The following is a 21,253-nucleotide window of genomic DNA, read 5'->3' as shown; positions in this document are numbered from 1 at the left end:
CTGCTAGACCTTGGGTGGCACTTCATCTGCTGGCGAAGGCTCCGCCGAGGCCGCGTCTGCATCCAGCCCCCACTGATCCCAGTCGTCCCCAAACAGCTCTGCCGGGTGCTGGGTTCGGTCGGAGCCATTGCCACACCGCATGTCTTTGGCCGGGCAGTACAAGTTGCAACCCCAGCACACCCGCTCGGGGTGGGCGGGGGCTTTGGGAAACTTCTTGACGGCTGCCATGGCGCTTCTCCAGTCGGTGCGGGCTCCTGTGCTACGGCGCGTTATTTGCGCTGGGGTGGCACGTCGGTGCAACTGCCGTGGGCAATTTCCGCCGCCATGCCAATGCTTTCGCCCAGCGTGGGGTGCGGGTGGATGGTCTTGCCGATGTCCACCGCGTCGGCGCCCATTTCGATGGCCAGCGCGATCTCGCCAATCATGTCGCCCGCGTGGGTGCCCACGATACCCCCGCCCAGGATCTTGCCGTGGCCATGGGCCTCGGGCGAATCGTCAAACAGCAGCTTGGTATAGCCCTCGTCGCGGCCATTGGCAATGGCGCGGCCAGAAGCCGACCAGGGGAACAGGCCCTTCTTGACCTTGATGCCTTGAGCTTTGGCCTGGTCTTCGGTCAGGCCCACCCACGCCACTTCGGGGTCGGTGTAGGCCACGCTCGGGATCACGCGGGCGTTGAACGCGGCAGAGGCCAGTTCCTTGTTGCCCTGCAGCTCACCCGCGATGACTTCGGCCGCCACATGCGCCTCATGCACCGCCTTGTGCGCCAGCATGGGCTGGCCCACGATGTCGCCAATGGCGAAGATGTGCGGCACGTTGGTGCGCATCTGGATGTCGACGTTGATGAAGCCACGGTCTGTGACGGCCACACCAGCCTTGTCGGCGGCGATCTTCTTGCCGTTGGGCGTGCGGCCCACGGCCTGCAGCACCAGGTCGTAGGTGCCTTCGCTCTTCGTGCCGTCCAGGCCCTCGAACTGCACCTGGATGCCTTCGGGCGTGGCCTGGGCGCCCACGGTCTTGGTCTTGAGCAGGATGTTGTCGAAGCGGTGCTTGTTCATCTTCTCCCAGACCTTGACGAGGTCGCGGTCCGCGCCCTGCATCAGGCCGTCCATCATCTCGACCACGTCCAGGCGGGCGCCCAGCGTGCTGTACACCGTGCCCATTTCCAGGCCGATGATGCCGCCGCCGACGATGAGCATCTTTTGGGGCACGCCCTGCAGCGCCAGTGCGCCGGTGGAGTCCACCACGCGCGGATCGTCGGGCATGAAGGGCAGGCGCACGGCCTGGCTGCCAGCGGCGATGATGGCCTTCTTGAACGCCACCACCTTCTTGCTGCCGGTTTTGTCCTGGCCGGTGCCGGTGGTTTCTTCCACCTCAAGGTGGTTGGCACCCACAAAGGCGCCGTAGCCACGCACGATGGTGACCTTGCGCATCTTGGCCATCTGGCCCAGGCCGCCGGTGAGCTTGGCGATGACCTTTTCCTTGTGGCCGCGCAGCTTGTCCACGTTTACGGTGGGCGCGCCAAAGTCGATGCCAGCGGCAGACAGGTGCGACACCTCGTCCATCACGGCCGCCACATGCAGCAGCGCCTTGGACGGGATGCAACCCACATTCAGGCACACGCCGCCCAGGGTGGCGTAGCGCTCTACCAGAACGACCTTGAGGCCCAGGTCGGCAGCGCGGAAGGCTGCCGAGTAGCCGCCAGGGCCGCCGCCCAGCACGAGCACGTCGCAGTCCAGATCCGCAGAACCGCCGAAGCTGGCTGCTGCAATATTAGGAGCTGCTGGCGCTTGTGCAGCGGGCGCTGGAGCCGGTTTTGCCTCAGAAGCCGGGGCTGCGGGGGCAGGTGCTGCAGCCGGTGCCGCAGCGGCAGCGCCCTGCACTTCCAGCGTCAGCACCACGGCGCCCTCGGCGATCTTGTCGCCCAGCTTCACTTTCAGTTCCTTCACCACCCCAGCGTGGCTGGAGGGAATCTCCATGGAGGCCTTGTCGGACTCCACGGTGATCAGGCTCTGCTCCGCGCGGATTGCATCGCCGGGTTTGACCAGCACTTCGATCACACCGACTTCGGCGAAATCGCCAATGTCGGGCACTTTGATGTCGATGATTGCCATGTGTCGGGCCCTCGCGTTACATCACGATGCGGCGGAAGTCCGCCAGCAGCGAGGCAAAGTACACGTTGAAACGTGCGGCGGCGGCGCCGTCGATCACGCGGTGGTCCCAGCTCAGGGAGAGGGGCAGCATCAGGCGCGGGGCGAACTGCTTGCCGTCCCACTTGGGTTCGATGCTGCTCTTGCACACGCCCATGATGGCTACTTCCGGCGCATTGATGATGGGCGTGAAGTAACGGCCACCGATACCGCCCAGCGAGCTGATGGAGAAGCAGCCGCCTTGCATGTCTGCCGGGGCCAGCTTGCCTTCGCGCGCCTTGGCGGCGAGTTCGCCCATTTCCTTGCTGATCTGCACAATGCCCTTCTGGTCGGCGTCCTTGATGACGGGAACCACCAAACCATTGGGCGTGTCGGCCGCAAAGCCGATGTGGAAGTAGTTCTTCATCACCAGCTGATCGCCGTCGAGCGAGCTGTTGAACTCGGGGAACTTCTTGAGCGCAGCCACAGCGGCCTTGATCATGAAGGCGAGCATGGTGACCTTGACGCCGCTCTTCTCGTTCTCTTTGTTGAACTGCACGCGGAAGGCTTCCAGGTCTGTGATGTCCGCGTCGTCGTGGTTGGTGACGTGCGGGATGACAACCCAGTTGCGGTGCAGATTGGCGCCGCTGATCTTCTTGATGCGCGAGAGGTCCTTGCGTTCCACCGGGCCGAATTTGGCGTAATCCACCTTGGGCCAGGGCAGCAGGTCCAGACCCACACCGGAGCCGCCGGACGCCGCAGCGGGCGCCTTCGCGGCCTGGGCCTTGGTTTGCGCAGCGCCGCTCATCACCTGTTTGGTGAAGTTCTGGATGTCGTCCTGGGTGATGCGACCCTTGGGGCCGCTGCCCTTGACTTCTTCCAGCGGCACGCCCAGCTCGCGGGCGAACTTGCGCACCGAGGGGCTGGCGTGTGGCAGGCCCACCGTGGCAGACCCGGGCTGATGGGCGGGCGCTGCTACCGTAGCCGTAGCCACCACAGGGGCTGCGGCTGCAATGGCGGGAGCAGGAGCCACGGCGGCTGCAGGAGCTGCGGCAACAGGTGCAGCTGCGCTGGCCACGCCTTCCAGAATGGCCACCAGGTCACCGATGTTCACGGTGTCGCCGATCTTGACCTTGAGTTCCTTGAGCACGCCAGCGGCAGGCGAAGGAATCTCCATGGAGGCTTTGTCGGATTCGACGGTGAAGAGCGATTGCTCCAGCGCCACGGTGTCGCCGGGCTTGACCAGCAGCTCGATCACGGCCACGTTCTTGAAGTCGCCAATATCGGGCACGCGCACTTCCACGGGGCCCGCTGCTGCTGGCGCAGGTGCGGCGGCTACAGGAGGCGCTGCAGGTGCGGGCGCAGCCGCTGGTGTTGAGGCAGTGGCGCCAACGGCCTCCACCACGGCAATCACCGAGCCTTGCTTGACCTTGTCGCCCAGCGCCACCTTGAGTTCCTTGACCACGCCAGCGTGGCTGGAGGGGATCTCCATGGAGGCCTTGTCGGACTCCACCGTGATCAGCGACTGCTCGGCCTTGACGGTGTCACCCACCTTCACGAGCAACTCGATGACGCCGACTTCGTCGAAATCCCCGATGTCCGGGACTTGAATGTTGACCAATGCCATTGTTGTCTCCGTCTCGGGTTAGGCGTACAGCGGGTTGATCTTGTCGGCGTTGATGCCGTACTTGGCAATGGCTTCAGCCACCTTGGACACGTGCACCACGCCGTCGTCGGCCAGCGCCTTCAGTGCGGCCACCACGATGTAGTGACGGTTCACCTCGAAGTGCTCACGCAGCTTGCTGCGGAAGTCCGAGCGGCCGAAACCGTCGGTGCCCAGCACGCGGTAGCTGCGGCCCTTGGGCACGAAGGGGCGGATTTGCTCGGCATAGGCCTTCATGTAGTCGGTCGATGCCACCACGGGGCCGCTGCGGCTGCCCAGCTGGCGGGTGACGAACGGCACTCGTGGGGTTTCCAGCGGGTGCAGCAGGTTCCAGCGGTCGGCGTCCTGCCCTTCACGGGTCAGTTCGTTGAAGCTTGGGCAGCTCCACACGTCGGCCTGCACGCCCCAGTCGGCGGCCAGCAGGGTCTGGGCTTCCAGCGATTCACGCAGGATGGTGCCCGAGCCCAGCAACTGTACGCGCTTGTCGCCATCGGCGCCAGGCTTGCACAGGTACATGCCCTTGATGATCTGCTCTTCCGTGCCGGGCAGCAGGCCAGGCATGGCGTAGTTCTCGTTGAGCAAGGTGATGTAGTAGAAGACGTTTTCCTGGCGCTCCACCATGCGCTTCAAACCGTCGTGCATGATCACCGCGACTTCATGGGCGAAGGTCGGGTCGTAGCTCACGCAGTTGGGGATGGTGTTCGCCAGGATGTGGCTATGGCCGTCTTCGTGCTGCAGGCCTTCGCCGTTCAGCGTGGTACGGCCCGAAGTGCCGCCCAGCAGGAAGCCGCGCGCCTGCATGTCACCCGCTGCCCAGGCCAGGTCGCCGATGCGCTGGAAGCCGAACATCGAGTAGTACACGTAGAACGGGATCATGATCCGGTTGTTCGTGCTGTACGAGGTGGCCGCAGCAATCCAGCTGGCCATGCCGCCGGCTTCGTTGATGCCTTCTTGCAGGATCTGACCGGCCTTGTCTTCCTTGTAGTACATCACCTGGTCGCGATCGACCGGGGTGTAGAGCTGGCCCTTGGGGTTGTAGATGCCGATCTGGCGGAACAGACCTTCCATGCCGAAGGTGCGGGCTTCGTCCACCAGGATGGGCACCACGCGGGGGCCCAGGGCCTGGTCGCGCAGCAGCTGCGTGAGGAAGCGCACGTAAGCCTGGGTGGTAGAGATTTCTCGGCCTTCCGCCGTGGGCTCCAGGATGGCCTTGAAGGTGTCGAGCGACGGCACCGTGAAGCTCTCTTCGGCCTGGGGACGGCGCTGGGGCAAATAGCCGCCCAGGGCCTTGCGGCGCTCGTGCAGGTACTGCATTTCGGGCGTGTCATCGGCAGGCTTGTAGTACGGAATGTCGGCCAGCTGGCTGTCCGGGATCGGAATGTTGAAGCGGTCGCGGATGTACTTGATGTCCTCGTCCGAGAGCTTCTTGGTCTGGTGCACGGTGTTTTTGCCTTCACCGGCCTTGCCCATGCCGTAGCCCTTCACGGTCTTGACCAGCAGCACAGTGGGCTGGTTCTTGTGCTCGTTGGCGGCGTGGAAGGCGGCGTAGACCTTGGCGGGCTCGTGGCCACCACGGCGCAGCTCGAAGATTTCTTCGTCGGTCATGTGCTCGACAAGCTTGGCGGTCTCGGGGTACTTGCCGAAGAAGTTCTTGCGAACAAAAGCGCCGTCGTTGGCCTTCATGGCCTGGTAGTCGCCGTCCAGGGTTTCCATCATCAGCTGCTTGAGCTTGCCGGTCTTGTCGCGGCGCAGCAGCTCATCCCAGCCGTAGCCCCACAGCAGCTTGATGACGTTCCAGCCCGCACCGCGGAACTCGCCTTCGAGTTCCTGCACGATCTTGCCGTTGCCGCGCACCGGACCGTCCAGCCGCTGCAAATTGCAGTTGATGACGAAGACCAGGTTGTCGAGGTTCTCGCGCGCGGCCAGGCCGATCGCGCCCAGGGATTCGGGCTCGTCCATCTCGCCGTCGCCGCAGAACACCCAGACCTTGCGGTTTTCGGTATTGGCAATGCCGCGCGCGTGCAGGTATTTCAGGAAGCGCGCCTGATAGATCGCCATCAGCGGGCCCAGGCCCATCGACACCGTGGGGAACTGCCAGAACTCGGGCATCAGCTTGGGGTGCGGGTAGCTCGACAGGCCCTTGCCGTCCACTTCCTGGCGGAAGCTGTCGAGCTGCTCTTCGCTCAGGCGGCCTTCCAGATAAGCGCGGGCGTAGATGCCGGGGGCGCTGTGGCCCTGGATGTACAGCAGGTCGCCACCATGGTTTTCGCTGGCGGCATGCCAGAAGTGGTTGAAGCCGGCACCGAACATGCTGGCCACGGAAGCGAAGGAGCCAATGTGGCCACCCAGATCGCCGCCGTCCGCAGGGTTCAGGCGGTTGGCGCGCACCACCATGGCCATGGCGTTCCAGCGCATATAGGCGCGCAGGCGCTTTTCAATGGCGATGTTGCCGGGGCAATGGGCTTCCTGCTCAGGCTCAATGGTGTTCACGTAGCCGGTGTTGGCAGAAAACGGCAGGTCGATGCTGCTTTGCCGGGCATGTTCCAGCAGTTGCTCTAGCAGGGAATGGGCGCGCTCGGGGCCCTCTTTTTCAATGACGGCGGACAGGGCATCCATCCATTCGCGGGTTTCTTGTTGATCCGCGTCGGTGCCGATACCGAGGCCGGCCTGTGGGTCGGGCTGAGCTGACATGCTTTGTCTCCTGTGAGTTGCAGCTGGCAAAAATTGTGGCGTAGTTTCGCACAATTCGCCTTCATTTCAAATGGTGCCCGTATGTTTCATATTACGATAAATTGCTGCAAACGCACATAATTTCAGCTGCTGAAAAGGGAATGGCCGCCCCCTACACTTGGGGTCGCCTCAGAAAACGGAAAATAAAGCACGCTAGGCCCTTACTTACCCAGATGTTTGACTGTTCGTGGCACTTTCACCATGGCAATTGCAATTGCCCAACCCTTGCAAAATGCCGCACGCCTCTACAGATCGAGAGCCAGAACACTTCTCGCGCAAATCAACCAAGTGCCGTTTTAACTGCAACAGCGCGGACACACGCATTTCCACCTGTTGAATATGGGCCTCCAGCAGCGTGTTGACCTCCCCACAGTCCTGCATCGGGTTGTCTCGCAGACCCAGCAATGCGCGAATCTCGCTCAACGTCATGTCGAGCGAACGGCAATGACGAATGAACTGCAAACGCTCGATGTGCACATCGCTGTACAACCGAAAGTTGCCACCACTTCGCGCTGGCTTCGGCAGCAGCCCTTCCTTCTCGTAGTAGCGGATGGTCACAACCTCGCACCCAGAGCGCTTGGCGAGGTCGCCAATTCTGATTTCCATGCCTCAATCTCCATTTTTCACTTGACTCTATAGCGACTATAGAGTTTTTAATGGAGGCTGAATAGACGATTTGAAGGAGTTATCCATGAGCGAATGCGCTTCAAAGGGGTGTGGCTGCTCGACTGGGCCAATCATCCAACCCACGGCACAAGCCCCGCTGGCAACCGGATCGGCTCAAGCGGTGTACCGCATCGAGAACATGGATTGCCCCACGGAAGAGGCGCTGATCCGAGGCAAGCTGGCTGGGCTGGCGGGTGTGGTTGGTCTTGAGTTCAACCTGATGCAGCGTACCTTGGCCGTGCGGCACGAATTGCCTTCGCTGTCTCCCGTTGAGCAGGCACTGAAGGCCATCGGCATGCAAGCTGTGCGCATGGATGAGGCGTCGGCCGGGCAGACGACCAAGCTGTCCATTGCCAAGATGGATTGCCCGACCGAAGAGGCGTTGATCCGCAACAAGCTGGGTACCATGCCCGGCGTTGCCGATCTCGATTTCAACCTGATGCAGCGCACGCTGTCGGTACGCCACGCGAACCGGGTTCTGCCAGACGTGCTCGTGGCACTGCAAGAACTTGGGTTCGAGGCCAGTGTGATGGACACCGCAGAGGTCGTATCGCCAGCCGCTTCCCCTGTGACCGCGCCAACCAACTGGTGGCCGCTGGGCATCTCCTTGGTCACTGCATCGGCGGCCGAGGCGGTCTACTGGTTCCACGACGGCAATCATTGGTCAGTCGTCATTCTGGCGCTTGTCGCGGTCTTGACGGGGGGGCTGTCCACCTACAAGAAGGGCTGGATCGCGCTCAAGAACCGTAACCTCAACATGAACGCCCTGATGTCGATTGCCGTCACGGGTGCTATGTTCATCGGCCACTGGCCCGAAGCTGCGATGGTAATGGTGCTCTTCGCGCTGGCCGAGGTGATCGAGGCCAAGTCATTGGATCGCGCCCGTAACGCCATCCGTGGGCTGCTCGACCTGACCCCGGAGCAGGCCACGGTGCAGCAGCCTGACGGCACTTGGCGAGAGGTAAGTGCCAAGCAAATCGCCATTGGCAGCCGAGTCCGGGTCAAACCGGGTGAGCGCATCGCGCTCGATGGCGAGGTGCTAGACGGACGCTCCACGGTCAACCAAGCCCCGATCACGGGCGAAAGCCTCCCGGTCGAGAAGTCCCCCGGCGATCCGGTGTTTGCGGGCACGATCAACGAATCTGGTTCCTTCGAGTACCGCGTCACCGCCTTGGCCAACAACTCCACTTTGGCCCGCATCATTCACGCGGTAGAGGCTGCGCAAGGTAGCCGTGCACCGACCCAGCGTTTTGTCGATCAGTTCGCCCGTTGGTACACGCCCATTGTTTTCGGTGTTGCCATCGCCGTCGCGTTGTTGCCACCGCTGTTCATGGGTGCGGCATGGCTCGACTGGATTTACCGTGCATTGGTTCTGCTGGTGGTCGCCTGCCCGTGCGCACTGGTGATCTCTACGCCGGTCAGCATCGTCAGCGGCCTGGCCGCTGCCGCCCGCCACGGCATTCTCATCAAGGGCGGCGTCTATCTGGAAGAAGGCCGCAAGCTGCGCTGGCTGGCTCTGGACAAGACCGGCACGATCACGCACGGCAAGCCCGCACAGACCGATTTTGTCACATGGGGCAATGCACTCGCCTCGGACAGCCGCAGCATCGCTGCCAGTCTGGCGGCCCGCTCGGACCATCCTGTATCCAAGGCGGTGGCACAGGCCGCGCAGACGGACGGGGTTGCCTTGCTCGACGTGGCCGAATTCAACGCGCTGCCCGGTCGGGGTGTGCAAGGCCAAATCGACGGGGAGACCTACCATCTGGGCAACCACCGGATGCTCGAAGAGCTGGGGCAGTGCACACCAGAGCTGGAGCAGCGCATCGCTGCGCTGGAAACCGCTGGCAAGACCGTCGTGATGTTGGTAGGCGCAAAAGGGGTACATGCCTTATTCGCCGTAGCGGACACCATCAAGGACAGCAGCAGGACCGCCATCGCCGAGCTGCACGCACTGGGCATCAACACCATGATGCTGACCGGCGACAACCCCCATACGGCACAGGCCATTGCCGCACAAGCCGGAATCGACCGTGCGCAAGGCAACCTACTCCCAGATGACAAATTGCGCGAAGTGGAGCAACTGGCCCGAAGCGGCAAGGTTGGCATGGTCGGTGATGGCATCAACGATGCACCGGCCTTGGCGCGTGCGGATATCGGCTTTGCCATGGGAGCCGCTGGCACCGACACCGCCATCGAAACGGCTGATGTGGCGCTGATGGACGATGACCTGCGCAAAATTCCGACCTTCGTGCGCCTGTCGCGTGCGACGGCGCAGGTGCTGATGCAAAACATTGTGCTGGCCCTTGGCATCAAGGCAGTCTTTCTGGTGCTCACCTTCACGGGTCACGCGACCATGTGGATGGCGGTGTTTGCTGATATGGGGGCCAGCTTGCTCGTCGTTGGCAATGGCTTGAGGCTGTTGCGCCGATGAGCTGGAAATTCTTTCTCTATGACTGGGGTGGTCTGAACATCGCGATGTTTCAAGCCATCAACACGGGTACGCCTGCCGCGCTGGGGCCGCTGGCGTGGTTCTTCAGCCTCGTGGGAAGTTACTGGACAGCGCCGCTGATGCTGCTGGGTCTGTGGTGGTGGTCGAAGTCGGCCACCAACCCGACGCATGGCAGGGCCGTTCGGCATCGCCTTATTGGTTTTAGCGCGGCCTTCTTGCTGGCGTTACTGGCCGCCACCATCTTGAAGCTATGGCTCGACTTTCCACGCCCGCCTGCCGTCCTTGGCGACATGGTGCGCGTCATCGGGGACATCGAGCTTCACTACAGCCTGCCCAGCGGGCATGCCACCTATGCCGCGCTGGTGGTCGGCGCGCTCTGGCCTTTGATAGGCCGTCGTGGCCGCATCGGCTTGGTGTTGTACGCCGCATTGGTCGGTTGGTCACGCATCGCAGCCGGAATGCACTTTCCTGCCGATGTGCTGGCGGGGTGGGTACTTGGATTGAGTTGCACGGCGCTCGCCGGGTGGCTGATGCCGCTGGCCGTCCCTGTGTGGCAATCGGCTCGCCGCACATCGACTTGGGTCTGGTTCGCAGTGGCCGCCAGTGCTGTCATGACCGATCAGCTCGCAAAGTTCGCCATCACCCGCACGTTTGCCTACGGTGAACAGGTCGAAGTCACGCCCTTCTTCAACTTCGTCCATGTCCTGAATCCCGGCGCGGCATTCAGCTTTCTGGCGAACGCTGGCGGCTGGCAACGTTACTTTTTCATCACGCTGGGCCTGGTCGTTTCTGCTTGGCTGGGACGCATGCTGTGCCAGCAATTGCCCCGTCTCGAAGCGATGGGATACAGCCTGATCCTCGGCGGTGCGCTGGGCAATGTCGCGGATCGTGTGCTGCGTGGACAGGTTGTTGATTTCCTTGACTTCCATTGGCGACTTGCGCACTGGCCCGCCTTCAACCTCGCTGATGTGGCGATAACTATCGGAGCGCTCTGCCTGTTCTTGACGGTTGTACCGAAAAGCAGTAAAGGCACAGAGGCCGAGGTGTCCGGTTAAGCTATACCCTAACCTTGTCATTTTCAGAAGACGACTGCACCATTCAGCGCGGTTTGAAGCCTGTTGTGCATACGGCTCCTGATAACCCGATATCAGGATTCCTCTGCACAAAACTCGTCTATGCTCAATACTCGTGTGCACCAAAGCGAGGTGAGCATGGCGACCGACACCCCACGGATTCCCGAGCAAGGCGTGGCCACTCTGCCTGATGAGGCTTGGGAGCGTGCGCGCCGTCGTGCGGAGATCATCGGCCCGTTGGCGCAGTCGGAGACGGTTGGGCATGAAGCGGCCGACGCGGCAGCCCAGGCATTGGGGCTGTCCCGGCGGCAGGTCTACGTCCTGATCCGCCGTGCCCGGCTAGGTTCGGGGCTGGTCACTGACTTGGCTCTTGGGCAGTCGAGCGGTGGCAAAGGTAAAGGCCGCTTGCCGGAGTCGGTCGAACGAATCATCCGCGAGTTACTGCAAAAGCGCTTCCTGACCAAGCAGAAGCGTAGCTTGGCGGCGTTCCACCGCGAAGTTGTGCGGGCGTGCAAGCTGCAAAAGCTGCGGGTGCCGGCGCGCAACACGGTGGCACTGCGGATCGCCGGCCTCGATCCGCGCGAGGTCACTCACCGCCGGGAAGGACAAGATGCCGCCCGCGACCTGCAAGGTGTTGGTGGTGTTCCGCCACCCGTCTCCGCGCCGCTGGAGCAGGTGCAGATCGACCACACAGTCATCGACCTGATCGTGGTGGACGAGCGCGACCGGCAACCGATTGGCCGTCCGTACCTGACCCTCGCCATCGACGTGTTTACCCGCTGCGTGGTTGGAATGGTGGTCACGTTGGAAGCGCCATCCGCCGTCTCGGTCGGCCTGTGCCTTGTGCATATCGCCTGCGACAAGCGCCCTTGGCTGGAAGGGCTGAACGTGGAAATGGATTGGCCGATGAGCGGCAAGCCCTTGCTGCTCTACCTAGACAACGCGGCCGAGTTCAAGAGCGAGGCCCTGCGCCGGGGTTGCGAGCAGCATGGCATCCGGCTGGACTATCGTCCGCTGGGACAGCCGCACTATGGCGGCATTGTGGAACGGATCATCGGCACGGCGATGCAGATGATCCACGACGATCTACCGGGAACAACCTTCTCCAACCCGGACCAGCGCGGCGACTACGATTCCGAAAACAAGGCTGCCCTGACGCTGCGCGAGCTGGAGCGCTGGCTCACATTGGCGGTAGGCACCTACCACGGTTCGGTGCACAACGGCCTGCTTCAACCACCGGCGGCGCGGTGGGCCGAGGCCGTGGCGCGTGTCGGCGTGCCGGCCGTCGTCACCCGCGCCACGGCGTTCCTGGTTGATTTCCTGCCCATCCTCCGTCGTACGCTGACCCGCACCGGCTTCGTCATCGACCACATCCACTACTACGCCGATGCGCTCAAGCCGTGGATAGCTCGGCGCGACCGCCTGCCTGCGTTCCTGATCCGGCGCGACCCGCGCGACATCAGCCGTATCTGGGTGTTGGAACCGGAAGGGCAGCACTACCTGGAAATCCCCTACCGTACCTTGTCGCACCCGGCTGTCACCCTCTGGGAACAACGACAGGCGCTGGCGAAATTGCGGCAGCAAGGGCGCGAACAGGTGGATGAGTCGGCGTTGTTCCGCATGATCGGCCAGATGCGCGAAATCGTTACCACCGCGCAGAAGGCTACGCGCAAGGCGCGGCGCGACGCGGATCGACGCCAGCATCTCAAGGCAACGGCACCGCCTGTCAAAACCACGCCACCACCGGGCGCTGACATGGATGGGCAGCAGGCAGACAAGCAGCCACCAGCCAAGCCGTTCGACCAGATCGAGGAGTGGTAGCCGTGGACGAATATCCCATCATCGACTTGTTACACCTGTTGCCGGCGGCGCAGGGATTGGCCCGGCTGCCGGCGGGCGAGCGCATCCAGCGTCTTCGCGCCGACCGCTGGATCGGCTATCCGCGCGCGGTCGAAGCGTTAAACCGGCTGGAAACCCTGTATGCGTGGCCGAACAAGCAGCGCATGCCAAACCTGCTGCTGATTGGCCCAACCAACAACGGCAAGTCGATGATCATCGAGAAGTTCCGGCGCACGCATCCAGCCAGCGCCGACGCCGACCAGGAGCACATCCCGGTACTGGTCGTTCAGATGCCGTCTGAGCCGTCGGTGATCCGTTTCTATGTTGCGCTGCTCGCCGCAATGGGCGCGCCACTGCGCCCGCGCCCCCGACTGCCAGAAATGGAACAACTGGCGCTGGCACTGCTGCGCAAGGTCGGCGTGCGCATGCTGGTGATCGACGAGTTGCACAACGTCCTGGCCGGTAACAGCGTCAACCGCCGGGAATTCCTCAATCTCCTGCGCTTCCTCGGCAATGAACTGCGCATCCCACTGGTCGGGGTCGGCACGCGCGACGCCTACCTGGCCATCCGCTCCGATGACCAGTTGGAAAATCGGTTCGAGCCGATGATGCTGCCGGTGTGGGAGGCCAACGATGATTGCTGCTCGCTGCTGGCCAGCTTCACGGCTTCGCTCCCGCTGCGCCGCCCCTCGTCGATTGCCACGCTAGACATGGCTCGCTACCTGCTCACACGCTGCGAGGGCACCATCGGCGAACTGGCGCACCTGTTGATGGCGGCGGCTGTCGCTGCCGTGGAAAGCGGTGAGGAAGCAATCAACCACCGCACGCTCAGCATGGCCGACTACACCGGCCCAAGCGAGCGGCGACGACAGTTCGAGCGGGAACTGATGTGAAGCCAGCGCCGCGCTGGCCGCTGCATCCGGCTCCCAGAGAAGGCGAAGCCTTGTCTTCGTGGCTCAACCGCGTGGCCCTTTGCTATCACATGGAAGTGTCCGAGCTGCTGGAGCACGATCTTGGTCACGGCCAGGCTGATGACATGGATACCGCGCCACCACAGTCGCTGCTGACAATGCTCTCCCGGCGGAGCGGCATCGAGCTGGATCGGCTGCGTTGCATGAGTTTCGCCGGCTGGGTGCCTTGGTTACTGGACAGCCTTGATGATCAGATTCCTGACGCTTTAGAAACCTATACGTTCCAGCTCTCGGTGTTGCTGCCGAAACTCCGCCGTAGGACGCGATCTATCACGAGCTGGCGCGCCTGGCTGCCCAGCCAGCCATTACATCGCGCCTGTCCACTCTGCCTGAACAATCCGGCAAACCAAGCCGTATTGCTTGCGTGGAAGCTGCCCCTGATGCTGAGCTGCCCGCTGCATGGGTGCTGGCTGGAATCGTATTGGGGCGTGCCTGGGCGGTTTCTCGGCTGGGAAAACGCCGACGCCGACCCACGCACGGCCAGCGACGCGATTGCGACGATGGACCGGCGTACCTGGCAGGCACTGACGACCGGCCATGTTGAGCTGCCGCGCCGACGCATCCACGCCGGATTGTGGTTTCGGCTGCTACGCACGCTGCTTGATGAGCTGAACACCCCGCTTTCGGCGTGCGGAACCTACGCGGGGTATCTCCGCCTGATCTGGGAACGCTGTGGGTATCCGCTGCGTGCTGGGCAAAGTCTGTGGCGACCGTATGAAACCCTGAACCTAGCAGTAGGGTTGCAGATGCTGGAGGCTGCGGCAACGGCAATCAGCTTGATCGAGGTGAGGGATATAAGCCCGCCTGGCGAGCATGCAAAGCTATTCTGGTCCGAGCCCCAAACCGAGTTCACCAGTGGCCTGCCGGCGAAAGCGCCGAAGCCCGAACCCGTCAATCACTGGCAACGTGCAGTCCAGGCCATCGATGAAGCCATCATTGAAGCGCGGCACAACCCCGAGACGGCACGCTCGCTGTTCGCGTTGGCTTCCTATGGTCGGCGCGACCCAGCTTCCCTGGAACGGTTGCGAGCCACCTTCGTGAAGGAAGGCATCCCGCCGGAATTTCTGTCACATTACGAGCCTGATGGACCCTTTGCATGTCTTAGACAGAATGACGGGTTAAGTGACAACTTTTGACGGCCTGAGCTTTCCGGCGCACACTGTCACATAATCGAACGTATATGTGACAGGTACGACATGCTGATAGGCTACATGCGGGTATCGAAGGCGGACGGCTCCCAGGCTACCGATTTGCAGCGCGACGCGCTGATTGCCGCCGGGGTCGATCCAGTACATCTTTACGAGGACCAGGCATCCGGCATGCGCGAGGATCGGCCCGGCTTGACGAGCTGCCTGAAGGCGTTGCGAACTGGCGACACACTGGTCGTGTGGAAACTGGATCGGCTCGGACGCGACCTGCGACATCTCATCAACACCGTGCACGACCTGACTGGGCGCGGCATCGGCTTGAAGGTATTAACCGGGCACGGCGCGGCCATCGACACCACGACCGCCGCCGGCAAGCTGGTCTTTGGCATCTTCGCCGCCCTGGCCGAGTTCGAGCGCGAGTTGATCGCGGAGCGCACGATTGCCGGCCTAGCCTCGGCCCGCGCGCGCGGGCGGAAAGGCGGCCGGCCGTTCAAGATGACCGCCGCCAAGCTGCGGCTGGCGATGGCGGCAATGGGTCAGCCAGAGACCAAGGTCGGCGACCTGTGCCAGGAACTTGGCGTCACGCGGCAGACCCTGTATCGGCATGTTTCACCCAAGGGTGAGCTACGTCCAGATGGCGAGAAGCTACTCAGCCGAATTTGATGCCGGCATGAGGCAACGTAGCGACAGCGTGGTTTGTCTCAATGGGAAGCGCTCATGATCGATCTTTGAAGGCCCGCAGCAGTCGTGTCACAGACAGGACGAACAAACCGGTCAGCGTGAGGGCTGCGATACCCCAGTACTCTCCGATGAACGCGCCGGCCGTCGTGCCGGCCAGCACAATGGCGAGAATCGGCAAATGGCAGGGACAGGTGAGCACGGCCAGCGCGCCCCACAGGTAGCCGGTGATCGGTTTGTGCGTCTCGGACGGCAAGCGCTCGGGGCTGTTCATGGCAGACTCTCCGCGTGCTGTGCCGGCTCGGTCGGCATGGTGGCCAACTGCACCTCCAGATCGGCCAACGCTTCGCGCCGACGCTCGACGAACTGGCGCAGAACGGCAAGCTGCGCGGCCGCTTCATCGCCGTCCGCAGCATCCAGCGCCCGGCACAGCCGCGCCAGCGCGTCCAGGCCGATGCCCGCCTCGAAGGCCGCCCGCACGAAGCACAGCCGTTGCAAGGCGGCATCATCGAACAGGCCATAGCCGCCCGGGGTGCACGCCACCGGACGCAGCAATCCGCGCAGCAGGTAGTCGCGCACGATATGCACGCTCACCCCGGCATCAAGGGCCAGCCGGGACACGGTGTAGGCGCTCATTGAAAACCTCCTTTTTTATCCAGCGCAGCAGGAAAGCTGCTTCACGTCCTTGTTGAAGGTCTGCGCCGCAAGCTTCAACCCCTCGACCATTGTCAGGTAGGGGAACAACTGGTCGGCCAGTTCCTGCACCGTCATGCGGTTGCGGATGGCGAGCACCGCCGTCTGGATCAGTTCGCCCGCTTCCGGGGCCACCGCCTGCACGCCGATGAGCCGTCCGCTACCTTCCTCGATGACCAGCTTGATGAAGCCGCGTGTGTCGAAGTTGGCAAGCGCTCGCGGAACGTTGTCGAGTGTCAGCGTGCGACTGTCGGTCTCGATGCCATCGTGGTGCGCTTCCGCCTCGCTGTAGCCCACGGTGGCGACTTGCGGGTCGGTGAACACCACTGCCGGCATCGCGGTCAGATTGAGGGCTGCGTCGCCGCCGGTCATGTTGATCGCGGCACGGGTGCCGGCGGCCGCTGCCACGTAGACGAACTGCGGCTGGTCGGTGCAGTCGCCGGCCGCGTAGATGTTCGGGTTGCTCGTGCGCATGCCTTGGTCGATAACGATGGCCCCTTGCGCATTGACAGTGACCCCCGCCGCGTCCAGCGCGAGGCTGCGCGTATTCGGTGCCCGACCGGTGGCAACCAGCAACTTGTCAGCGCGCAATTCACCGTGTCCGGTGGTCAGCACGAATTCGCCGTTCACATGGGCGACCTGGCTGGCTTGCGTGTGCTCCAGCACCTCGATGCCCTCGGCGCGGAAAGCGGCTGTCACGGCCTCGCCGATGGCCGGGTCTTCCCGGAAGAACAAGGTGCTGCGTGCCAGGATCGTGACCTGGCTGCCGAGCCGGGCAAAGGCTTGCGCCAGTTCCAACGCCACCACCGACGAACCGATCACGGCCAGGCGTGCGGGAATGGTGTCGCTGACAAGCGCTTCGGTGGAAGTCCAGTAGGGTGACTCTTTCAGGCCCGGAATCGGCGGCACGGCCGGACTGGCACCGGTGGCGACCAGGCAGCGGTCGAACGTTACCTCGCGCTCGCCACCCTCGTTCAAACGGACGACCAGGCTCTGGTCGTCCTTGAAACGCGCTTCACCGTGCAAAACGGTGATGGCTGGATTGCCGTCCAGGATGCCTTCGTATTTGGCGTGCCGCAGTTCATCGACACGGGCCTGCTGCTGGGCCAGCAGTTTGCTGCGGTCAATCGCAGGCACAGTTGCCGCAATACCGCCGTCGAACGGACTTTCCCGGCGCAGATGGGCAATATGGGCAGCGCGGATCATGATCTTGGACGGCACACAGCCGATATTGACGCAGGTGCCGCCGATGGTGCCGCGTTCGATCAGCGTGACCGTCGCGCCTTGCTCGACGGCCTTCAGCGCCGCCGCCATCGCGGCCCCGCCGCTGCCAATGATGGCGATATGCAAACCGGCGCCCTCAAGTGCATCACGGATTTTTGGTTCATCTTTGAAATCACCAACCCGGATCGAGCCTTGATAACCCAATGCGGCGATGGCGGCCAGCAGTTGGTTGTGGCTCACGGCGGTGTCTGCCATGACTTGCGCGCGGCTTTCTGGATAGGACACCACAGCGGCATTCACGCCGGGAATCTTTTCCAAAGCATCTTTGACATGGGTGGCGCAGGATGTGCAGGTCATGCCATTCACGGTGATTTCGGTCATTTTTTTACTCCATTGAATTTCGGGGTGCAGCAGGCATCGGCTTGGCGTTTTCGTTGGATGGCGTAGATGGTCAAGCCGATGAAAATCGCCAGCGCAGGCAGCAGCACATAGTCCAGATAGCCGGTCAGCGCGGACAAGCCGACCACACCGAGCAAAATGACCAGAACAGGGGTGAAGCAACACAGCGCCACGAGGGTTGTGCCAATGATGCTGACCCGCAGCAGTGTCTTCGGGTCTTTCATGATCAGTTCTTGACTGATGATGGGTAGCCCGCATCCTCGGTAGCCTTGGTCAGTTTCTGCACGCTGGTCTTGGCATCATCGAAGGTGACCACCGCTTCGCGCGTCTCGAAGGTCACGTCAACTTTACTGACGCCATCGACCTTGGAAATCGCCTTCTTGACAGTGATCGGACAGGCCGAGCAGGTCATGCCCGGTACGGACAGCGTAACGGTCTGGGTGGCGGCCCACACGGGGGCAACAACGGCAGCGAGGGCAAGGGCGGAAAGCAGCTTTTTCATGGTGAACTCCTGTGATCAATAGAAAAATGGCACGACGTAGGGAAATCCGAGCGCGACCAAAACCAGCACGGCCACGCCCCAGAAAATGAGCTTGTAAGTAGCTCGCACTTGGGGAATCGCGCAAACCTCACCCGGTTTGCAGGCGGCTGACGGCCGGTAGATGCGCCGCCAGGCGAAGAACAACGCCACCAGCGCCACGCCGATAAAGATGGGGCGATAGGGTTCCAACACCGTCAAGTTGCCGATCCAAGCGCCGCTGAACCCCAAGGCGATCAGAACCAGCGGCCCGAGGCAGCAAGCCGAGGCGAGGATGGCGGCCAGCCCGCCAGTGAAGAGCGCGCCGCGCCCGTTTTGAGGTTCAGACATACGTTTGTCCTTTCGAATCTGAATTGGATAGCTTAAGCTTACTTCCGTAGTTATGTACGGAGTCAAGCGATATGGAAAACAATTTGGAGAACCTGACCATTGGCGTTTTCGCCAGGACGGCCGCGGTCAATGTGGAGACCATCCGGTTCTATCAGCGCAAGGGCTTGCTCCCGGAACCGGACAAGCCTTACGGCAGCATTCGCCGCTATGGCGAGACGGATGTAACGCGGGTGCGCTTCGTGAAATCAGCCCAGCGGTTGGGCTTCAGCCTGGATGAGATCGCCGAGCTGCTGCGGCTGGAGGATGGCACCCATTGCGAGGAAGCCAGCAGCCTGGCCGAGCACAAGCTCAAGGACGTGCGCGAGAGGATGGCTGACCTGGCGCGCATGGAGGCCGTGCTGTCTGATTTGGTGTGCGCCTGCCATGCGCGGAAGGGGAACGTTTCCTGCCCGCTGATTGCGTCACTGCAAGGGAAGAAAGAACCGCGCAGTGCGGACGCGGTGTAGCCCGAGGGAACTACGCCTTAGCGTGCTTTATTTTCCGTTTTCTGAGGCGACTCCAACGTCAGAAAAGACCGTGCGGTCGACTTTTGATATTTCGTGCTGTCGCCTTCTGAAAGTGACAGAGTGGCCAGGCATTTGACGTCGAAGCCGGTCAACCACATCGCGCAAACAATCGCGATGCGGAACGGGTTGTCTGCCTTCTTGAACTCCTTTTCCAGGTCGCGTTTGACCATCTTTTCGCGGTGCGGCGTGATATCCAGCGGCTCATCACGGAAATTCTTCCACTTGGCAAACTCCGCGATCTCGCCTTGCTCCTGTGAGACCACCACACAGCACTCGGTGGCTTTCATCCACTCCACGTGCTCCCGTCGCTGCTTGAGGAGTCCGGTAGGTGCTTTGCCCTTTGCTGCGAACAAGGCTTCTTCGGCCGCCACCGCCGTTTCCAACTGGGCGGCTTTCTCCTGCCACTTGGCCACGATCAGATCGTGCATCTTCACGCAGGTGATCTTGTCCAGGCACACCATCAAGGCCTTGCCACCCCCGTTTTCGACCACGCGCCAGCGCTGGTGAAAGTGGTCAACAAAGTCTTGCGCCACCTTGTCCAGTCGCGTGGGTGATGTCAGGATGGGGTAATCACGTGCCAATTCCCGGTAGAGCTTTTCCTCTTTTTCGTCAGTCCACGGATCATCCAGCGTGGCCGCCTGCTTTGCCGCTTCGATGTGCTGCGCGATGCGTTCACTCACCTTGGGATCGATGATCTTCAGCTTTTCGCCAGCGTTCTCATAGAACAAGGGCAGCGTCGCACCATCGGCCACCGCACGCTGGAAATCGTAGATCGAGACATAGTCACCGAATACCTCCCGGGTCAGTTGCTTCTCGCCGGCGTCGATCAACGGGGTGCCCGTGAAGCCCAGGAACTTGGCGTTTGGCAGTCCTTTGCGCATATTCAGCGCCAGCCGTCCATACTGCGTCCGGTGTGCCTCGTCGCTGATGACGATAATGTCATCACGGTCGGAATAAGCCTCCGTGACGCGCTCCCGATATTTTTGGATCAGGCCGAACACATAGCGGCGGTTCTGGTCGCGCAACATCGACCTCAACGCAGCACCATTCTTGGCTTGATCGGTTTTGCTATTGGCACGCCCGCAGTTGGTGTAGGTCGATGCAATCTGATCATCCAGCTCGGTACGGTCGGTGATGACCACGAACGACCACGATGCCGACAGTTTGCGATGGATTTTTTCGGTCAAAAACACCATCGAATACGACTTGCCCGAACCCTGGGTATGCCAGAACACGCTCAACTGCCCGGCGGCGACCTCTGCCTGAATCTTGGGGTCGGTGGAGGTCAGCCGGTCGATCACGCGATTCACCCCGAGGTACTGGTGGTTGCGTGCCACGATCTTGTGCGTGCTGCCCTCAGAGGCATCAAACAGGATGAAGTTCTCAACGATATCCAGCAGGCGTTGCTGCTGCAGCATGCCCTGCAAGAGAAACGGCAGCAGGGGCTGGTCCTTGCCGGGTTCCGGATCGTCCTCGTCGAGTCGCTTCCAGCAATAGAAATGCTCCTTGCTGGAGGTCAACGAGCCGTACTGCGCGTCGTGGCCGTTGGAAATGATGACCAGCGCGTTCCAGTGAAACAGATGCGGGATGGTGTCCAGGTAATCGGCGTAGTTTTTCTTGTACGCGCTGTCGATGTGCACCTCGAACCGCTTGAGCTCGATGAACACAAGGGGCAAGCCGTTGACGAAGCCGATCACATCCGGGCGACGCAGCCACAATTTGCCACGTACCCACAACTCACGCACCGCCAGGTAGCGATTGTTCTTGGGCTCATCAAAATCGATCAAGCGCAAGCGTTTGTCGACCAGCCGACCCGCAGCGTCGCGGTATTTCACCGGCACGCCATCGCGCAACAGCTTGTACTTTTCCTCGTTTTGCGCGATCAACGATTTGGTGATGTCATCCTGAACCACCAGCGCCAAGGCATCCTGATAGGCCGCATCGGGCAAGCCCGGGTTCAAGCGCTTGAGTGCTGCCAGTACATCCCGGGTGAGCACAACTTCCGCATCCGATGCACGGCCCAGCAGACTATCTGGCCCCCATCCACCTTTGGCACCTTCATCCTGCGCAAACACGCTCTCCCAGCCGAGCTGTTGTTCCAGCAGTTCCGCCGTGGGTGCCTGAATCAACAGGTCTTCGGAATAATCCTTCTTGGCCATC

The 21,253-nt window shown here is 62.1% G+C and carries 19 protein-coding genes; 7 read left to right on the top strand and 12 right to left on the bottom strand.

All coding sequences use genetic code 11. From position 1 onward, the window contains the following. Positions 1–3: 3 nt before the first annotated feature. From PQV96_RS08900 to cadR, 5 genes are all read right to left on the bottom strand, one after another. A complete protein-coding gene (locus tag PQV96_RS08900; RefSeq protein WP_273625036.1) occupies positions 4–228 on the bottom strand; it encodes a DUF3079 domain-containing protein in 225 nt (74 codons plus the stop codon). A 41-nt stretch (positions 229–269) separates the two neighbouring features. Then, positions 270–2,111, bottom strand: a complete 1,842-nt coding sequence (gene lpdA, locus PQV96_RS08895; protein ID WP_273625035.1) for a dihydrolipoyl dehydrogenase — start codon at positions 2,109–2,111, stop codon at positions 270–272. Positions 2,112–2,127: 16 nt separating this feature from the next. Beyond that, complete coding sequence (gene aceF / locus PQV96_RS08890) at positions 2,128–3,753, bottom strand: dihydrolipoyllysine-residue acetyltransferase (RefSeq protein WP_273625034.1); 1,626 nt, start codon at positions 3,751–3,753, stop codon at positions 2,128–2,130. Positions 3,754–3,771: 18 nt separating this feature from the next. Next, entirely contained in the window at positions 3,772–6,480 is a 2,709-nt protein-coding gene (gene aceE, locus PQV96_RS08885; RefSeq protein ID WP_273625033.1) for a pyruvate dehydrogenase (acetyl-transferring), homodimeric type, read from the bottom strand. Positions 6,481–6,684: 204 nt separating this feature from the next. Then, positions 6,685–7,125: a Cd(II)/Pb(II)-responsive transcriptional regulator gene (cadR, locus tag PQV96_RS08880; RefSeq protein ID WP_198847949.1), complete on the bottom strand. Its 441-nt coding sequence runs from the start codon at positions 7,123–7,125 to the stop codon at positions 6,685–6,687. A gap of 85 nt (positions 7,126–7,210) precedes the next feature. On the opposite strand from cadR, the gene PQV96_RS08875 reads away from it, so the two are divergent. The 6 genes from PQV96_RS08875 to PQV96_RS08850 all read left to right on the top strand — a co-directional run bounded on the left by PQV96_RS08875 (position 7,211) and on the right by PQV96_RS08850 (position 15,328). After that, complete coding sequence (locus tag PQV96_RS08875; RefSeq protein ID WP_142085878.1) at positions 7,211–9,616, top strand: heavy metal translocating P-type ATPase; 2,406 nt, start codon at positions 7,211–7,213, stop codon at positions 9,614–9,616. Then, positions 9,613–10,689 carry a signal peptidase II gene (gene lspA, locus PQV96_RS08870; protein ID WP_115465921.1) on the top strand — a complete coding sequence of 359 codons (1,077 nt, stop codon included), beginning with the start codon at positions 9,613–9,615 and terminating at the stop codon, positions 10,687–10,689. Before PQV96_RS08875 ends, lspA begins: the two co-directional genes overlap by 4 nt. A gap of 120 nt (positions 10,690–10,809) precedes the next feature. Further along, positions 10,810–12,528 (top strand): Mu transposase C-terminal domain-containing protein, encoded by a 1,719-nt coding sequence (locus tag PQV96_RS08865; protein ID WP_475557863.1) that lies wholly within the window; start codon positions 10,810–10,812, stop codon positions 12,526–12,528. A 2-nt stretch (positions 12,529–12,530) separates the two neighbouring features. Beyond that, positions 12,531–13,439, top strand: a complete 909-nt coding sequence (locus tag PQV96_RS08860) for a TniB family NTP-binding protein (protein WP_273625031.1) — start codon at positions 12,531–12,533, stop codon at positions 13,437–13,439. After that, complete coding sequence (locus PQV96_RS08855; RefSeq protein ID WP_041109345.1) at positions 13,436–14,653, top strand: TniQ family protein; 1,218 nt, start codon at positions 13,436–13,438, stop codon at positions 14,651–14,653. The genes PQV96_RS08860 and PQV96_RS08855 overlap by 4 nt, the downstream gene beginning before the upstream one ends. A gap of 60 nt (positions 14,654–14,713) precedes the next feature. Further along, positions 14,714–15,328: a recombinase family protein gene (locus tag PQV96_RS08850; RefSeq protein ID WP_000904941.1), complete on the top strand. Its 615-nt coding sequence runs from the start codon at positions 14,714–14,716 to the stop codon at positions 15,326–15,328. Between the two features lie 52 nt (positions 15,329–15,380). Here the strand turns inward: PQV96_RS08850 and merE are convergent, their stop codons facing one another. Genes merE through merT form a run of 6 tightly spaced genes read right to left on the bottom strand, consistent with a single transcriptional unit; the run spans position 15,381 to position 18,527 of the window. Further along, positions 15,381–15,617, bottom strand: a complete 237-nt coding sequence (gene merE, locus PQV96_RS08845) for a broad-spectrum mercury transporter MerE (protein WP_001087809.1) — start codon at positions 15,615–15,617, stop codon at positions 15,381–15,383. Continuing rightward, a complete protein-coding gene (merD, locus tag PQV96_RS08840) occupies positions 15,614–15,979 on the bottom strand; it encodes a mercury resistance co-regulator MerD (protein ID WP_003465059.1) in 366 nt (121 codons plus the stop codon). The genes merE and merD overlap by 4 nt, the downstream gene beginning before the upstream one ends. A gap of 15 nt (positions 15,980–15,994) precedes the next feature. After that, a complete protein-coding gene (gene merA / locus PQV96_RS08835; protein ID WP_000136268.1) occupies positions 15,995–17,641 on the bottom strand; it encodes a mercury(II) reductase in 1,647 nt (548 codons plus the stop codon). Continuing rightward, a complete protein-coding gene (gene merF / locus PQV96_RS08830) occupies positions 17,638–17,883 on the bottom strand; it encodes a mercury resistance system transport protein MerF (protein ID WP_000654684.1) in 246 nt (81 codons plus the stop codon). The genes merA and merF overlap by 4 nt, the downstream gene beginning before the upstream one ends. A 2-nt stretch (positions 17,884–17,885) precedes the next feature. Next, positions 17,886–18,161, bottom strand: a complete 276-nt coding sequence (gene merP / locus PQV96_RS08825) for a mercury resistance system periplasmic binding protein MerP (RefSeq protein WP_000735441.1) — start codon at positions 18,159–18,161, stop codon at positions 17,886–17,888. Between the two features lie 15 nt (positions 18,162–18,176). Next, the gene (gene merT / locus PQV96_RS08820; protein WP_001294667.1) at positions 18,177–18,527 is read right to left on the bottom strand and encodes a mercuric ion transporter MerT; all 351 of its coding nucleotides are present in this window, start codon (positions 18,525–18,527) and stop codon (positions 18,177–18,179) included. Between the two features lie 71 nt (positions 18,528–18,598). On the opposite strand from merT, the gene merR reads away from it, so the two are divergent. Continuing rightward, entirely contained in the window at positions 18,599–19,033 is a 435-nt protein-coding gene (gene merR, locus PQV96_RS08815; RefSeq protein ID WP_207375517.1) for an Hg(II)-responsive transcriptional regulator, read from the top strand. A gap of 17 nt (positions 19,034–19,050) precedes the next feature. On the opposite strand, the gene PQV96_RS08810 is transcribed toward merR, so the two are convergent. Then, positions 19,051–21,252 carry a type I restriction endonuclease subunit R gene (locus PQV96_RS08810; protein WP_273625029.1) on the bottom strand — a complete coding sequence of 734 codons (2,202 nt, stop codon included), beginning with the start codon at positions 21,250–21,252 and terminating at the stop codon, positions 19,051–19,053. Position 21,253 lies beyond the last annotated feature (1 nt).

Origin of the sequence: Acidovorax temperans, assembly GCF_028596105.1 — a bacterium.
Classification (GTDB): domain Bacteria; phylum Pseudomonadota; class Gammaproteobacteria; order Burkholderiales; family Burkholderiaceae_C; genus Acidovorax; species Acidovorax temperans.
The sequence above is the reverse complement of the archived record's forward strand: the minus strand, read 5'-3'. Positions and strand labels throughout refer to the sequence as shown.

Coding starts and splice junctions, on each gene's coding strand:
- aceF (WP_273625034.1), bottom strand. CDS start 3,753: ATGGCATTGGTCAACATTCAAGTCCCGGACATCGGGGATTTCGACGAA.
- PQV96_RS08900 (WP_273625036.1), bottom strand. CDS start 228: ATGGCAGCCGTCAAGAAGTTTCCCAAAGCCCCCGCCCACCCCGAGCGG.
- PQV96_RS08865 (WP_475557863.1), top strand. CDS start 10,810: ATGCTCAATACTCGTGTGCACCAAAGCGAGGTGAGCATGGCGACCGAC.
- PQV96_RS08875 (WP_142085878.1), top strand. CDS start 7,211: ATGAGCGAATGCGCTTCAAAGGGGTGTGGCTGCTCGACTGGGCCAATC.
- merT (WP_001294667.1), bottom strand. CDS start 18,527: ATGTCTGAACCTCAAAACGGGCGCGGCGCGCTCTTCACTGGCGGGCTG.
- merR (WP_207375517.1), top strand. CDS start 18,599: ATGGAAAACAATTTGGAGAACCTGACCATTGGCGTTTTCGCCAGGACG.
- PQV96_RS08810 (WP_273625029.1), bottom strand. CDS start 21,252: ATGGCCAAGAAGGATTATTCCGAAGACCTGTTGATTCAGGCACCCACG.
- PQV96_RS08850 (WP_000904941.1), top strand. CDS start 14,714: ATGCTGATAGGCTACATGCGGGTATCGAAGGCGGACGGCTCCCAGGCT.
- merF (WP_000654684.1), bottom strand. CDS start 17,883: ATGAAAGACCCGAAGACACTGCTGCGGGTCAGCATCATTGGCACAACC.
- cadR (WP_198847949.1), bottom strand. CDS start 7,125: ATGGAAATCAGAATTGGCGACCTCGCCAAGCGCTCTGGGTGCGAGGTT.
- merA (WP_000136268.1), bottom strand. CDS start 17,641: ATGACCGAAATCACCGTGAATGGCATGACCTGCACATCCTGCGCCACC.
- merE (WP_001087809.1), bottom strand. CDS start 15,617: ATGAACAGCCCCGAGCGCTTGCCGTCCGAGACGCACAAACCGATCACC.
- lpdA (WP_273625035.1), bottom strand. CDS start 2,111: ATGGCAATCATCGACATCAAAGTGCCCGACATTGGCGATTTCGCCGAA.
- merD (WP_003465059.1), bottom strand. CDS start 15,979: ATGAGCGCCTACACCGTGTCCCGGCTGGCCCTTGATGCCGGGGTGAGC.
- aceE (WP_273625033.1), bottom strand. CDS start 6,480: ATGTCAGCTCAGCCCGACCCACAGGCCGGCCTCGGTATCGGCACCGAC.
- lspA (WP_115465921.1), top strand. CDS start 9,613: ATGAGCTGGAAATTCTTTCTCTATGACTGGGGTGGTCTGAACATCGCG.
- merP (WP_000735441.1), bottom strand. CDS start 18,161: ATGAAAAAGCTGCTTTCCGCCCTTGCCCTCGCTGCCGTTGTTGCCCCC.